Source organism: Melghirimyces profundicolus, assembly GCF_003054245.1.
GTDB classification, from domain to species: Bacteria; Bacillota; Bacilli; order Thermoactinomycetales; family DSM-45169; genus Melghirimyces; species Melghirimyces profundicolus.
The window spans coordinates 176,548-190,672 of sequence record NZ_QBKR01000002.1; the positions used below are offsets into that span (position 1 = coordinate 176,548).

At 55.2% G+C, this 14,125-nt stretch carries 11 protein-coding genes and 1 riboswitch; all 11 genes read right to left on the reverse strand.

All coding sequences use genetic code 11. The annotated features are described in order from the left end of the window. Nucleotides 1–84: 84 nt before the first annotated feature. The 11 genes from C8P63_RS02350 to C8P63_RS02400 all read right to left on the reverse strand — a co-directional run bounded on the left by C8P63_RS02350 (nucleotide 85) and on the right by C8P63_RS02400 (nucleotide 14,121). Complete coding sequence (locus tag C8P63_RS02350; RefSeq protein WP_108021794.1) at nucleotides 85–1,236, reverse strand: acyl-CoA dehydrogenase family protein; 1,152 nt, start codon at nucleotides 1,234–1,236, stop codon at nucleotides 85–87. A 7-nt stretch (nucleotides 1,237–1,243) separates the two neighbouring features. Next, nucleotides 1,244–2,143, reverse strand: coding sequence for a 3-hydroxyacyl-CoA dehydrogenase family protein (locus C8P63_RS02355; RefSeq protein WP_108021729.1), 900 nt, complete (start codon nucleotides 2,141–2,143; stop codon nucleotides 1,244–1,246). After that, on the reverse strand, nucleotides 2,140–3,351 hold the full coding sequence (locus C8P63_RS02360) for a thiolase family protein (RefSeq protein ID WP_108021730.1): 1,212 nt from the start codon (nucleotides 3,349–3,351) through the stop codon (nucleotides 2,140–2,142). Before C8P63_RS02360 ends, C8P63_RS02355 begins: the two co-directional genes overlap by 4 nt. A gap of 154 nt (nucleotides 3,352–3,505) precedes the next feature. Beyond that, entirely contained in the window at nucleotides 3,506–5,230 is a 1,725-nt protein-coding gene (locus C8P63_RS02365; protein ID WP_245920632.1) for a sigma-54 interaction domain-containing protein, read from the reverse strand. Nucleotides 5,231–5,469: 239 nt separating this feature from the next. After that, nucleotides 5,470–6,240, reverse strand: coding sequence for a 2,4-dienoyl-CoA reductase (gene fadH / locus C8P63_RS02370; protein ID WP_108021732.1), 771 nt, complete (start codon nucleotides 6,238–6,240; stop codon nucleotides 5,470–5,472). Nucleotides 6,241–6,524: 284 nt separating this feature from the next. Beyond that, nucleotides 6,525–7,346 (reverse strand): 5'-methylthioadenosine/adenosylhomocysteine nucleosidase, encoded by an 822-nt coding sequence (locus C8P63_RS02375; RefSeq protein ID WP_108021733.1) that lies wholly within the window; start codon nucleotides 7,344–7,346, stop codon nucleotides 6,525–6,527. Nucleotides 7,347–7,453: 107 nt separating this feature from the next. Beyond that, nucleotides 7,454–9,214, reverse strand: coding sequence for an adenine deaminase (gene ade / locus C8P63_RS02380; RefSeq protein WP_108021734.1), 1,761 nt, complete (start codon nucleotides 9,212–9,214; stop codon nucleotides 7,454–7,456). A gap of 134 nt (nucleotides 9,215–9,348) precedes the next feature. Further along, nucleotides 9,349–9,450: riboswitch (purine riboswitch) on the reverse strand. A 167-nt stretch (nucleotides 9,451–9,617) separates the two neighbouring features. After that, nucleotides 9,618–10,988, reverse strand: coding sequence for a GntP family permease (locus C8P63_RS02385; RefSeq protein WP_108021735.1), 1,371 nt, complete (start codon nucleotides 10,986–10,988; stop codon nucleotides 9,618–9,620). 15 nt (nucleotides 10,989–11,003) lie between these two features. After that, entirely contained in the window at nucleotides 11,004–12,017 is a 1,014-nt protein-coding gene (gene pdxA / locus C8P63_RS02390) for a 4-hydroxythreonine-4-phosphate dehydrogenase PdxA (protein ID WP_425437222.1), read from the reverse strand. After that, nucleotides 12,005–13,321: a four-carbon acid sugar kinase family protein gene (locus C8P63_RS02395; protein WP_108021737.1), complete on the reverse strand. Its 1,317-nt coding sequence runs from the start codon at nucleotides 13,319–13,321 to the stop codon at nucleotides 12,005–12,007. Before C8P63_RS02395 ends, pdxA begins: the two co-directional genes overlap by 13 nt. Nucleotides 13,322–13,341: 20 nt before the next feature. Continuing rightward, the gene (locus tag C8P63_RS02400; RefSeq protein WP_108021738.1) at nucleotides 13,342–14,121 is read right to left on the reverse strand and encodes a DeoR/GlpR family DNA-binding transcription regulator; all 780 of its coding nucleotides are present in this window, start codon (nucleotides 14,119–14,121) and stop codon (nucleotides 13,342–13,344) included. Nucleotides 14,122–14,125: the final 4 nt, after the last annotated feature.

Genomic DNA, 14,125 nt, shown 5'->3' on the forward strand with positions numbered 1-14,125 from the left:
GATTTGGCCGCCCGCCCACCACACTCACGACACGTTCGTGCAACACCGTCCGATTTCCGGGTGGCCGGCACAGGTGACTCCTCCTTACCGTTCATATTCCCGCTTCAGCTGCGCGGCGATGATGTTCCGCTGAATCTCCGAGGTTCCCTCATAGATCCGGGTGATGCGGGCATCCCGGTAAAACCGTTCCACCGGGAACTCCTTCATGTACCCCATCCCGCCGAAGATCTGGACCGCCCGGTCGGCGATCCGGTTGTACACCTCGGACGCATAGAGTTTCACGGCGGCCGACTCCTTGATCACCTTTTTCCCCTCATCCACCAGGGAAGCGACCCGGTACAGCAGACTCCGAAGGGTTTCGATTTCCAGCGCCATGTCCGCCAGCATGTGCTGGATCGCCTGGTTGTCGAAGATGGGGCGGCCGAACTGTTTCCGTTGCATGGCGTAATCCATGGAGAGCTCCAGCAATTTCTGACAAGATCCCAGACAACGGGCGGCCAGCGTGGCCCGTCCGTTGGCCAGGATTTTCAGGGCGTTCACATATCCCTCCCCCTCTTCGCCGAGACGGTTTTCCAACCTCACCTCGCAATCCTCGAAAAACAGCTGGCAAGTGTGGGATCCCCTGAGCCCCATTTTCCCGTCGGCAGGCCCGCGGCTGAGGCCGGGGGTGCCGGCCTCCACGAGAAAGGAGGTGATCCCTTTGCTCCCCTTATCCGGATCCGTCACGGCCATGACGGTGATCACATCCGCTTCCGGTCCGTTGGTGATGAAATGCTTCATCCCGTTCAGGATGTATCGGTCCCCGTGCCGTTCGGCACGGGTTCGGATGTTGGCTGCATGGGACCCGGCTTCCGGTTCGGAAAGGGCGAAGGCGCCGAGCCATTCCCCCGCGGCCATTTGGGGCAGGAAACGGCGTTTCTGTTCCTCGGTCCCCATCTCGACGATTCCGACGCTGCCGATTCCCGTGTGGGCCCCGATGAGGCTGGTGAAGCCGTTGTGTGTCTTCCCCAGTTCCTCCAGCAGCATGCATTTGCCGGTCATGCTGAGTCCCAGTCCGCCGTACTCCGCTGGGATGGACAAGCCGAACAGCCCCAACTCCCGGGCTTGTTGCACCACGCGTTCGGGAATCCGATCTTCTTCTTCGATGGTTTGCACAACCGGTTCCACGACTTCCCGGACAAAGTCCCGCACCACCGTACGCAGTTGCCTGATTTCCGTTTCCGTCATCGGTTCCATTTCAAATTCACCGTCCCGTCGGAAGTTCTGATTGTTCCCGAACCCGCCGTCCCCGCTCGTCATACCGGTAGACCCCCCGGCCCGTTTTCCGTCCGAGCCGTCCGGATTTCACGTATTGCACCAACAGCGGGCAGGGGCGGAACTTTTCGCCGAGGGTTTCATGAAGATACTGAAGCACCTTCAGGCGGGTGTCCCATCCCACAAGGTCCCCCAGTTCGAAGGGGCCCATGGGATAGTTCAATCCCAGCTTGAGCGCCCGATCGATCTCCTCGGGCGACCCCACCCCTTCCATCAGCATGTAGAACGCCTCGTTGCCCACCAGGGCGCTGATCCGGCTGGTGGCAAAGCCGGGGCGTTCATGGATGCGGACCGTCTCTTTCCCCATCGTCTCTCCGACGGCCACCGTCCGTTCCACGACCCAGTCGGCGGTTTGCAGCCCCCGGACCACCTCCACCAACTTCATACGGTGGACCGGATTGAAAAAGTGCATTCCGATCACCCGTTCCGGACGGGCGGCCGCCGAGGCGATCTCCGTGATGCTCTTGGCCGAAGTATTGGTGGCCAGCACTACGTCCTCTGGAAAGAGGGCATCCAGTTCCCGGAACAGGCGTTGCTTGATTCCCAACTCCTCCACCACCGCTTCGATGACAAAATCACAGGAGACCAAATCTCCGATGGATGCGGCGGTTTCAATCCGGGGGAGGGCGGCCTCTCCCTCCTCGGGAGACAGCCGGCCCTTTTCGATTTGACGCTTCATCAGGGAAGCGATGTCCTGAACGGCCTTCTCCAGAACGGGCGTCTGGGCGTCATTGAGCCGGACTTGATAACCCCGGAGGGCGGCCTGAAAGGCGATCCCTTTCCCCATCACTCCGGCGCCCACCACCCCGATTTTCCGGACTTCTCTCATCGGTTTCCCTCCCCGACCGTTTCAACGATGGTCGCGATTCCCTGTCCCACTCCGATGCACATGGTCACCAACCCGTAACGGGCCTTTCGCCTCTTCATCTCATGGAGAAGAGACGTCAGCAACCGGGCTCCGGTGCTTCCCAGGGGATGTCCCATGGCGATGGAGCCGCCGTTGACATTCAGCTTTTCTTCCGGGATTCCCAACTCCCGGGCACAAGCCAGGGATTGGGCGGCGAAGGCTTCGTTCAGTTCCACCAGATCGATGTCGTCCAAGGTCAGCTCCGCCCGCTGCAACGCTTTGCGGACCGCCGGCACCGGCCCGATGCCCATGACGGAGGGATCGACGCCGGCAATCGCGCTGGACACCACCCGGCCCAGGGGGGCCAGCCCGTACTCCTTCGCTTTTGCCGGTGTCATAAGGAGCAGGGCCGCTGCTCCGTCATTGATGCCCGAGGAGTTCCCGGCAGTTACCGTTCCGCCTTCCCTGAACGCCGGACGCAGTTGGTCCAGTTTGTCCAGGGTGACATCGGGGCGGGGATGCTCGTCCTCCTCCACCCATTGCGTCCCTTTTTTCGTCCGGACAGGAACCGGCACGATTTCCTCCCGGAACTTCCCCGATCGGATCGCTTCCGCCGCTCGTCTTTGACTTTCCAGGGCAAAGCGGTCCTGATCCTCCCGGGAAATTCCGTATTGCTCCGCCACATTTTCCGCGGTTTCTCCCATGGAGTACGGGGGATACCGTTCGGCCAACCGGTCATTGATGAACCGCCAGCCGATCGTGGTGTCAAAGACCGTTCCGTTTCCGCGGGGAAAAGCCCGCTCCGGTTTGGGCATCACCAAGGGAGCACGGGACATGCTCTCCACCCCGCCCGCGATCATGACGTCTCCCTCGCCCAAGCGGATCGCCCGGCCGGCCTGATGGATCGCTTCCAATCCTGAGCCGCACAGCCGGTTGACGGTCACCCCGCCGACACTCACCGGCAAATTCGCCAACAACAACGCCATCCGGGCCACGTTGCGGTTATCTTCCCCGGCCTGGTTGGCATTTCCGAAGTAGACGTCTTCCACGTCCTCCCCGGGAATCCCGCTCCGCTCCATCACCCCTTGGATGGCGACGGCAGCCAGGTCGTCCGGACGGACCGAAGACAGACTTCCGCCGTGGCGGCCGACCGGAGTCCGGACCGCTCCCGTGATCCATGCTTCTCTCAACCCATTCACCTCCCGGTTTGGTACCAAAACAGTAGCAAAAAACATGCCAACGGGTGAAAACCCTGTAAAAACGGAGAATCGTGTTTGGGATTTCCGAACCTGAGTCAAAAAAATAAGTCGATTCCGCCTGATCAGTCGGAATCGACTTATTCCTCTACGATTTCTCCCGGATGCCGTATTTGTATGCTTTCCGGATCGCGCTGGACTGGCTGATGCTCAGTTTTTCAGCCACACGGTAGGAGCTCCGGTGCCTCCGATAGGCCTCGCGCAGAATCTCTTGCTCCAGCCGGGCGGTAAACTCGGACAACGACTGGAAAGGTCCGGTTCCAGCCGGCAGCGGAAAGACTTCCCCGTTAATTTTCGTCCGCAACCCGCCCGTGTCCGGGGGCGTTGTTTTTTTCTTCAAGCCCCGGGTCTCCGGGATGTACTCGGGAAGGATGGTGTCATCGGGGCTGGTGATCACCAACCGCTCCACCATGTTGGCCAGTTCACGGACGTTCCCGGGCCAATCGTACTGCCGCAATTTCCCGTACACTTCGGGTGCGAAGGTCCGGGAGGTTCGGTGCTTCCGGTTGAACCGGTCAAGGAAATGGACCAACAGCGGTTGGATGTCACTCCGCCGCTTCCGGAGAGGGGGGATCTCGATGGGAACCACGCTGATCCGGTAGTACAGGTCTTCCCGAAACTCCCCTTTCTCCACCATCTTCTTCAGATCCCGGTTGGTGGCGGCGATGATCCGGGTGTTGAAGGGGATCGGTCGAATTCCCCCCACTCGGCGAAGGGTTTTGTCCTGAAGGACGCGCAACAGCTTGACCTGCATGGGTAACGGAAGTTCCCCGATTTCGTCCAGAAACAGCGTGCCGTTCTCCGCCACTTCAAACATCCCCGGTTTGCCTTCCTTTTTTGCCCCGGTGAAGGCTCCCGGTTCGTATCCGAAGAGTTCGGACTCCATCAGCTCCGGGGGGATCGCCCCGCAGTTGACGGTGATAAAGGAACCTTTTTCGAATCGGGGGCTTTGTTTGTGGATGGCCCGGGCAAACACTTCTTTCCCCACTCCCGACTCTCCCAGCAACAACACGGTGGTATCCGTTCCCGCCACCCGCCGGGCCAGATGATAAACCTGTTTCATGGCCAGATCGTTCATGATGATGGAGGAATCGTCTTTGAGATGAAGTTTGCGGAGCTGGGCCAACTCCCGTTTGTATCGATCGGACAATTTCCGGGTCTCATTCAGTTCGTCTTTCAACCGGTTCAGCTCCGACACGTCCCGGATATTGGTGACGACACGGATGATTTCCCCATCTTCATCCAGGACCGGACTGCCCGTGATGACGTTGATCTTTCCCTGTTTCGTCTCCTGGACCACGCTGACGGGTTGGCCGGTTTTCAACACCTCCAGGGTGACGGATTTTTTCAGAATCCCTCTTCGTTCCAGGTAACGGACGTCTTTTCCGATATAGTACTCCTTCGGGATCCCGGTCAACCGTTCGATCGCCGAGTTGGTGTGAAGGGTGATGCCGTGACGGTCGGTGATATAGATGCAATCATAGGCGTTTTCGATCACGGCGTCCAATTCACCGGTTCCCTCCGGTTTTCGAACGTAAGGTTCCAGTCGGTGAAGCCGCCCTCCTTGCAGACACTCCGGTCGTTCGGTATGCAGGCGGTATGTTTCTCCCTTCCGGGTAATCCACACATTCTCCGATGTCCGTTCCAGAATGGAATCCTTCAACTTCTCCCATGAATCAGGGAATTCGGCCTCCGCGTTACGCTTCACCAACCGGATCATGGCTTGAGTCGCATGGTGGATTCGTCCCCCTGCATCCACAATGGCCATGGCACAGGATGACTGCTCCCAGAGCTGTTGCCAATTCAACTGCATGTCAATCCCCCCTTCCAAAACCCCATCCATGACTGCCCTCATTTCCGTTGACCGTGATCACAGGACAACCTGTTCCGCGTTTCTTCCCGATCGAAATCGGTTCTGTCTATTTCGATTAACGAAGATTTCATCCGGAGAGATTGCAGTTTGAAAAAGAAAAACACCCTTTCCGGTGTTTAACAGAAACCTGTCTCTTTTGTCTTCCTTTTGATCGGGTCGATATAGGTATCAGCAAGACCTTAAACGAACGACTTTTGGCCGCTGAGCCATTGCCCTCCGTCGATCGTGATGCACTCCCCGTTGATGAAGCCGGACGCCGGAGAGAAGAGAAAGCTGGCCAGTTCGGCGATTTCCTCCGGCTTTCCCAGACGGCCGAGGGGGACGCTTTCAATCGTACGTCGGCAGGCTTCTTCCGACTGAAATAAACGTTCCTGCCCGCCGGTGTTGGTAACCGGACCCGGTGCAATCGCGTTGACTCTGATTCCGTACTTTTCACCCCACTCCACCGCCAGCGTCCGCGTCATGGCCAGAACACCGGCTTTGGCACACGCGGAGTGGATGACGCCCGGTCCCGCCCCCCAGGCATACGTGGCGAGGATGTTGAGAATGCTGCCATTCCGCCCGGTTCGAATCCACTCCTTTCCGACCGCCTGGGAACAATACCACGTTCCGTTCAACACAATGTTGACGACAGCATTCCACCCGTTGATGGAAAGATCCTCGGCCGGACAGATAAAGTTTCCGGCCGCATTGTTCACCAGATAATCAATGTCCCCGAACGCTTTTTTTGTCTCTTCCACCGTGTGATGGACTTTTTCCGGATCGCGGACGTCCATGGGCACGCACAGAACCTGTCCGTCCCGGTGTGGTATCTCTTTCCTGGCCGCCTCCAAACGTTCCGACGAACGCCCGGTGATGACCACACGCGCCCCTTCCGCGGCGAATTTCTTCGCCATGGCCTTTCCCATTCCGCTTCCGCCACCTGTTACAATCACCACTTTGTCTTTCACCGGAAAGACCTCCTTTTGGGAATGCAATCACTCTTTACATTTTAACGAATCATTCAAACACATGAAATATTCTTTGGGTAACTTTCCATGTTTCACAAAAAAGCACACCCTTCCGGGTGCAGCATGGGATTCTCAAATACCAGCATTTCATTTTTCAACCCCATACGGTGTTATAGGCGATGCTTGCAACCAAGGCGAAAAGGTGGTTGAAACGGGAGGAAGCCCAACAAATCAAATAAGGGGCAGGCTCTGTGACATTCACAGGGCCTGCCCCCTCTCTTTTATTAATTCATATTTTCGAGCATCTTCTTGATGACGTGGCTGGAGTTTTTCGCTGCTTCTTTCACAAAGTTTTTTTGGATTTTCGCAGCTTCTTTGTCGGCTTTATCAGAAGCTGAGCGAATGACCACGTACGGAATGTCGTTCATATAAGCCACTTGTCCGACAGCAGCGCCTTCCATTTCAACGACATAAGCGTTGAATGTTTCATAAATCCACTTGGTCTTCTTTTCACTGGCGATGAATTGGTCGCCGGTCGCAATGCGGGCGGTATACACATCAACGTAGTCCGGCAATCCTTTCGTGCCTTTTTGGGCCAAGGAAATCAATTCTTTGTCCGCTTTAAAAAACCGGACGTCCATCCCGGGGATTTGGCCGGGCTTGAAGTCTTTAGCCGTTTCATCCATATCATGATGGACCGTTTCCGTTGAGATGACAAGATCGCCAAGTCCCAGTTTTGGATAAAGGCCGCCGGCAACACCGGAGTTAATGAGCGCGTCGACATGAAATTCACTGACAAGAATTTGGGCGGCAGACGCAGCATTGACTTTGCCGATGCCTGATTGAACGAGGACAATGTTTTGTCCTTTCAATGTTCCTTTATAAAACGTCATTCCGGCAATTTTTTTCGTTTCATCGACTTTCATTTCGTCATGCAGCATGTTGATTTCGACTTCCATCGGTCCGATAATACCCACGATTTTTTCGTCTTTTTTCGGTTGTTGGCCGCCGGTTGTGTTGTTTTGGTTTTGTGTCCCGCACCCCGCGATTAACATCGTGACCAGCGTGAATACCAACAGCTTCTTTCCGATTGCGAAAACATTCATCTTCTGTACACCTCATCGTTGTTTTTGAGATCGAACTCGAATAAAAATCAAGGAGAAGGGGGTCAGGCCCTGTGACCGAATGTTGTTCACAGGGCCTGGCCCCTTTTTTAAGTTGTGTTCACAAGCCCCGGCACCCCTGCCTCAATGTGTTGAAAGGTCTCAACATCAAACAGTCCGACATCGGTCAACTTGAGTTCAGGAATGACCGGCAGTGTCAAAAAGGACAAAGTTAAAAAAGGATTGAAGGCTCCCGAAAAACCGGATTCTGACAATGCGGCGTCGATCTGTTCAAGCCCGGCATTCACGGTGTCACTGTCTTGATCTGACATCAGACCTGCAATTGGCAGCGGCAGCGCGGCCTGCACTTCGCCGCCTCGTACGACGACCAATCCGCCGTTCATGGCGCGGATGGCATCAACCGCTTTCACCATGTCCCGATCATTCGTCCCCGCCGCAACGAGATTATGGGAGTCGTGAGCGACCGTGGATGCAATGGCGCCGTGGGTCAAACCAAGACCTTTGACAATCCCCAAGCCGATATTCCCGGTGCCATGATGCCTCTCCACCACCGCTAATTTAAGCTGGTCGCGGTTCACTGAAGGCTGGAAGACTCCGGCTTCCACATCCACTTTTTCAATCAACTTTTCCGTCACCAGGCTATTGGGGTTAATCCCGATAACATGGGCCTGTTCGGTTGTTCCGATCGGAATTTGCAACTGTTCTGCCCGAATTTCCGGAATCTGAACGGTATGGGTTATCGGCGGCGGCGGAGTTACCGGATTCAAGTCTTCCCCGACGTATTTTCCCTGTTCAGCAACAAGCTTCCCTGATTTATAAACCTCACTGATGGTGACCTGATCCAAGTCATCCAATAGTAAAAAGTCCGCTTCATAGCCCGGGGCGATCGCTCCTTTTTCGTTTAAACCATAGCATTCCGCTGCATTCAGTGAAGCCATCTGAACCGCTAACAACGGGTCAAGCCCTTCTTGAATCGCCAAGCGGACATTATGATCAATGCTGCCTTCTGCGATTAAATCATCCAAATGCTTATCATCGGTGCAAAAAAGACAACGGTGCGCGTTCCGTTCATTGACAACCGGCAGCAGCGCCTTAAGGTCTTTGGCTGCGGACCCTTCCCGCAAAAGAAGGTGCATCCCGCGCCGTAAACGGTCCTTCGCTTCAGAAGCCGTGCTACATTCATGGTCCGTGCCAATTCCAGCCGCGCGGTAAACATTTACGGCAGCAGCGTCCAAACCGGCAGCATGACCGTCAATATGGCTGCGATGCTTTGCGGCCCTTGCCAGCTTGTCCATCATTCCATCCTCAGCGTTTAAAACCGATGGATAATCCATCACTTCAGCCAACCCCTTCACCCTTTTATGCTGATAAAAAGGTTCAAGGTCTTCCGCCGTCAGCTCGGCTCCGGCATTTTCAAACGGTGTGGCGGGAACGCTTGACGGCAGCATAAAAAAAATGTCCATCGGGATATTTTCGGCATCATCCATCATAAATTGAAGTCCGTCTGTTCCGGACACATTCGCGATTTCGTGAGGATCCGTCATGACCGTCGTGACCCCGTGCGGCAGGACGACTTTGGCAAATTCACTCGGCGGGACCATCGCCGATTCAATATGCACATGACCATCGATAAACGAGGGAGAGACATAACGGTTGGCCGCATCAATGACCTGTTTGCCTTCAAATTCGCCAATCCCGACGAAAAAGCCGTCTGCGATGGCAATATCCCCTTCCATCACTTCCCGATTAAACACATCTATAATTTTTCCATTTTTGATCACGATATCAGCAGGAATTCTTTTACTTGCCACATCAATCCGTTTTTTTAATCCCGATGGATCGAAAACCATCAAACTTCCCCTCCTCTAATAAAAATAAAAAACTCCAGGCTCATCCTGGAGTTGACGCAGAGGAGAAAAATTAGAGTTTGCACACAGATGTCACCGCTCAGTATCCGGACCCTTTTCCGGCCGGGCGGGTGAAAGCACGACTCTAATCCCCTCGTAGTCAAACTATTTACGGTAGTTTGGTAGAAACTTCCGGACCATATTTCCAGGATTATACGAGTGGATGCATCGCTTGTATTCAATTGAAGGAATGCTGATATTCTAAACACGGACGACAACCGTGTCAATGCCCCCCATGAGATATAATAATTTTAAAACCTTTCTGCGACAAGATGACGACAGTGAACCCCCCCCCTCCAAAAAATACCCTCCCGGCAACAGGAGGGCGTGCTCTTATACAATATTTTCAACCCACGATCCCATTCGCCAACAGAAGCATGACCAAGGACACCGCCCAGGCCAAAGTGGTGGGAACCGACCAGGTCCAGAGCTGTTCCTTCACGTTTTTGATCCCCAACATCCGGTTGGCCACCCAGAACATACTGTCATTGAAGTGCGAAAACATCATCGAGCCCAGAGCGGCACCTTGTGCGGCCAGCACCATGTTGATGTCCAGGTGGACGATGATGGGGGCGGAGATGGAGGCTGCCGTAATCATGGCGACGGTTCCGCTTCCCTGGATGAGACGGACCAGTGTGGAAATGAAAAACGGGAGCAGAATCGCGGGCAACGGCGCTTGGGCCACCAGTTTGGCGATTTCCTCGCCGGCTCCGCTTTCCCGAAGGACATTCCCCAGCGCGCCCCCCGCACCGGTGACCAACAGAATGATCCCCGCTGATTGAATTCCTTCTTCCATCCGTTCCAAGGCTTCCGAACGGCGAAGATGACCGAACAGACCGTAGACGGCGATCAACAGCCCGATGCCCACGGCGATGACCGGGGATCCGAGAAAGAGAAAATAATCCACCACCCCGCCTTTCCTATCAAGCGCCGTCAACACTGTATTGATCAGGATGAGGATGAGGGGAACGAATATGGGCAATAGTGAAATCCAAAGAGACGGCAAGTTCTTTTTTTCTTCCATCTCCACAAACTCGCGGAACGTTCGGGGATGTTCGGGACGAACCCATCCCGTTCCTTCTTCATCGGGCAGCTGATATATCTTTTTACCCACCCATTTGCCGTAAAAGACGCCGGTCATGATCACCGGTATGCCAAAGATCAATCCCCACAGCATCATCAATCCGACATCCACTTTGAAGATGCCCGCGACCCCCAAGGGACCCGGTGTCGGGGGAACCGCATGGTGGGTGGCGGTCAGCCCGATTCCCAGGGCCACCCCCAACCCGACAACGGATTTTCCCGTTCTGGAAGAAAGCGCTTTCGCAATCGGGGTTAAAATGACAAAGGCCGAGTCGACAAAAATGGGAATGGAGACCACGTATCCTGTCAAAGCCAATGCCCATTCTTCTTTCTTTTTGCCCAACCACTTGAGGAAACTGAAAGCCAACCGTTCCCCCGCACCGGAAACTTCCAGGATGCGGCCCATCATCACCCCGAAGCCGATCACCAGTCCGATGGACCCCAGTGTATTTCCGAATCCCATGGTAATCGCTTCAATGACGGCCGGGGGAGCCATCCCCCCGACCAAACCTGTCACCGAAGCGGCGATGATCAATGCGGGAAAAGCGTGAACCTTGGTTTTTAACACAAGGAAGATCAGTATTCCCATTCCCAAAAGAAGCCCGAGAATTATCAGCCCTGCCGAACCGTCCATGATGAAACCCTCCTGTCAGCTGATTTGAGTAAAATGAGGGGCATACTTCGCCGCCGCTTTAATGCATTCCTCCATGCTGACTGAACTGGCAATACCCTTCCCGGCGATATCCAGGGCGGTCCCGTGATCGACGGAAGTGCGAAGAAAAGGCAGTCCGTTGGTAATGGAAACCGTCCGTTCAAAATCCGCCATCTTAGCCGCGATATGGCCCTGATCGTGATACAGGGAAAGAACAGCATCGTACTTTCCGTGCAAGGCCTGATGAAAAACGGAATCCGCCGGAACCGGACCGACGACATCCAGTCCTTCCCCCCGTGCTTTCTCAATCCCAGGGGCAAGAATCTCCATTTCTTCGTTTCCGAACAGGCCCTGTTCTCCCGCATGGGGGTTGAGGGCGGCCACCGCCAATTTCCGTCGGCTGAGGCCCAATTTTTTCAAGGCTTCGTCACAACGCTTCAAATAGTCATGCACCCGCTCGACCGTGATAATGCCGATGGCCTCTTTCAGGGAGAGGTGGCGGGTGAGGAAAAAAATCCGAAGGTCGTGGACTTCAAACATCGTCAACGGATCTTTCACTCCGGAAATATGGGCGAGCATGGCCGTGTGATCGATGAAAGGAACCTTGGCTGCCTGCAGGGACTCCTTGTTAATCGGTGTCGTGGCCACCGCATCCACGATTCCCTCATGAGCCCAACGGCCGGCTTTCATAAAGTAGTCGTAAGCCGCTTTCCCCGCCATGGGTTGGATTTCACCGAGCTTTAATTCATCTGTCTTTACATTGTCCATATGAACAAGGTCAATGGTCCCGTACTGGTAATCCCCTTCATCCGGGTGTTCCACTTTCCGGATCTCCAGTTGCACCCCGCTGAAGTCCATCGCCTGTTTCAACACCTCGCGGTTCCCCACCACAAGCGGGCGACAAATCTCGTAAATTTCTTTTTTATCCAGCGCCTTCACCGTGATTTCCGGTCCGATGCCGGCCGGGTCTCCCATCGAGATGGCGATGATCGGTCTCTTCAACCTTCCCACTCCTTCATCGGTTGTTTTCTCTTGATGAGTTCAATCTTCAGATGGCGGACACTTGCGTCAATCGCCCGTATATCTCCGGCCATGCCGCCTTTGGTGACAATGGGAATACCGTCGAGGTAACCCCCGATGAAGCGGCCATAGGCGATCAACGGTTGGATTTCTTCCAAGAGCTCGATCCCCCGGGTCCCGGTGGCTGCAAACAGAGAAGCGGTGACGTCTCCCCCGCTGGCAAAACAGCCGCCGATTTCCCCCCGGCTTCTCTCGATGATTCTTCTGGAGATTCCCGCAAGTCCATCGGTGATGCTCTTCGCAAGGGATCCTTCCGAGGTTCCCTGTTCCTTGGCCAAAGCAGCCAAGTCCAACAAACCCTGCTCCGGGTGGTGGGTGGTGACGAGAATCACATCCGAGTGCCGACTGCGCTCCAAAGCTTCTTCGATGGCCCGCTCCATCGCTTCATTCCGACGGTCCGATCCGATGGTGAGCACTTCGGGCGCCACGTAAACCGGCCGGCAGTCCCACTCCTTCATGAAATGTTCCAACTGTCTTCCCGTGGTCGGAGTGACGCTGCCCACGGTCACCAATACTTTGGTACCCTTTTGCCTCGATTGAAAATGGGTCTTGATATACGCGACGGAAAGGGGGCCGGGGTCCGCGGGGACCAGAGGTTTTTGAATCCGCCCCATCGCTTTCGCGATTTGCTCGATCTGTTCTTCAGTAACGGCATCCAGGACGATGATTCGGTTTCCCTTTTGAATTTGCTTCACCAGGGTCCGGTGGATTGCAGGCATTCCTTCCAAAACCGTCTCCATCTCGATGAAACCGACGGGGAGTCGGCTTTGTTCCTTCAGTAACGTCGGGATGTGGGAACGGGTGATGGGAGCCACAGGGTCCTTCGCCACATCCGTTCGTTGCAGCGGAATCCCGTTGACCAAAAGATATCCCCCCACGGTGATCCGTCCGGAATCCGGAAAGGAGGGAACCACTACCGCGGTGGTTTCTTCCCCCAGTACATCCAACAACGCATCCAGCTCCGCCCCCACGTTCCCGCGAAACGTACTGTCAATCCGTTTGCAGAAGACCTGGGTGCCGCCTTGACGCAAAATATGGACCGTTTGTGTCACCCGCCGTCGGGCTTCCACTGGGGTCGCATATCGGCTGTCCGTATCCACGGAAACCACATCGTAATCCCCTTCGGGGTGGATCAGACCGAACACCATGGAAGCGGTACGGAACCCCTGCTTGGAGAGGCGGACCCCGGTTGCATTGGCTCCCGTCAAATCATCGGCGATAATCCCGATCTTCATGGTGGCTCCTTTCCGAAGACTTAATCTTCCGCCTTTTGATTGGCTGTCAATAATTGCACCCCCGAGTCGATGCAGGCTTCCCGGAACTCTTCCGGAATCCGGTCATCGGTTACGATGACCTCAAAATCCTTCAAACCGGCAAACCGGGCCAACGCCCGCTGTTGCAATTTACTCGCATCTGCCATCAACACCCGGCGGGAAGCCTGTTCCATCATGGCTTTTTTTATTTTGATTTTGGGCAAACTGTTGGTCTGGGCTCCCCGTTCCCAATCAAAGGCGTCACACCCGATAAAAGCGATGTCCACATTCAACTCACTCAGCATGAATTCTCCGAAAGGCCCCTCCAGACTGTAAACCTGCGGCTTCAGTTCCCCTCCGGTCAGTATGACCCGGATCCCCTCCTCATCCACCAGTTCCAATGCGATCTTCACATCATTGGTCACCAAGAGAAGGTCGTGAACCCGCTTCAACCCCTGAGCAAAAGCGTGATTGGTGGAGCCCGCATCCACGATGAGACTTTCTCCCGAAGAGACCAACGAAAGTGCTGTTTCGGCGATGGCCCGTTTCGCCGCCGCATTGCGGGTGGCTTTCTCTTTCAGGGGAAATTCCCGCATATGGGACGGACTCAAAATCGCCCCGCCGTGGGTGCGCTGCAAGTCCATCTCCCGTTCCAATTGATCCAGATCCCTGCGGATCGTCATAGCGGATACGTTGAATTCCGAGGCCAGCTCACTGATTTTGACGTTCCCTTCCAATTCCAGCTTCTGCTGAATTAAACGCCGCCGTTCCGCTGAAAGCATGACA

What these genes read in the sequence shown, in the direction of transcription:
- ade (WP_108021734.1), bottom strand. Translation starts at nt 9,214, where the DNA reads ATGGTTTTCGATCCATCGGGATTAAAAAAACGGATTGATGTGGCAAGT.
- C8P63_RS02395 (WP_108021737.1), bottom strand. Translation starts at nt 13,321, where the DNA reads ATGAAGATCGGGATTATCGCCGATGATTTGACGGGAGCCAATGCAACC.
- C8P63_RS02400 (WP_108021738.1), bottom strand. Translation starts at nt 14,121, where the DNA reads ATGCTTTCAGCGGAACGGCGGCGTTTAATTCAGCAGAAGCTGGAATTG.
- C8P63_RS02355 (WP_108021729.1), bottom strand. Translation starts at nt 2,143, where the DNA reads ATGAGAGAAGTCCGGAAAATCGGGGTGGTGGGCGCCGGAGTGATGGGG.
- C8P63_RS02365 (WP_245920632.1), bottom strand. Translation starts at nt 5,230, where the DNA reads ATGCAGTTGAATTGGCAACAGCTCTGGGAGCAGTCATCCTGTGCCATG.
- C8P63_RS02385 (WP_108021735.1), bottom strand. Translation starts at nt 10,988, where the DNA reads ATGGACGGTTCGGCAGGGCTGATAATTCTCGGGCTTCTTTTGGGAATG.
- C8P63_RS02350 (WP_108021794.1), bottom strand. Translation starts at nt 1,236, where the DNA reads ATGGAACCGATGACGGAAACGGAAATCAGGCAACTGCGTACGGTGGTG.
- C8P63_RS02375 (WP_108021733.1), bottom strand. Translation starts at nt 7,346, where the DNA reads ATGAATGTTTTCGCAATCGGAAAGAAGCTGTTGGTATTCACGCTGGTC.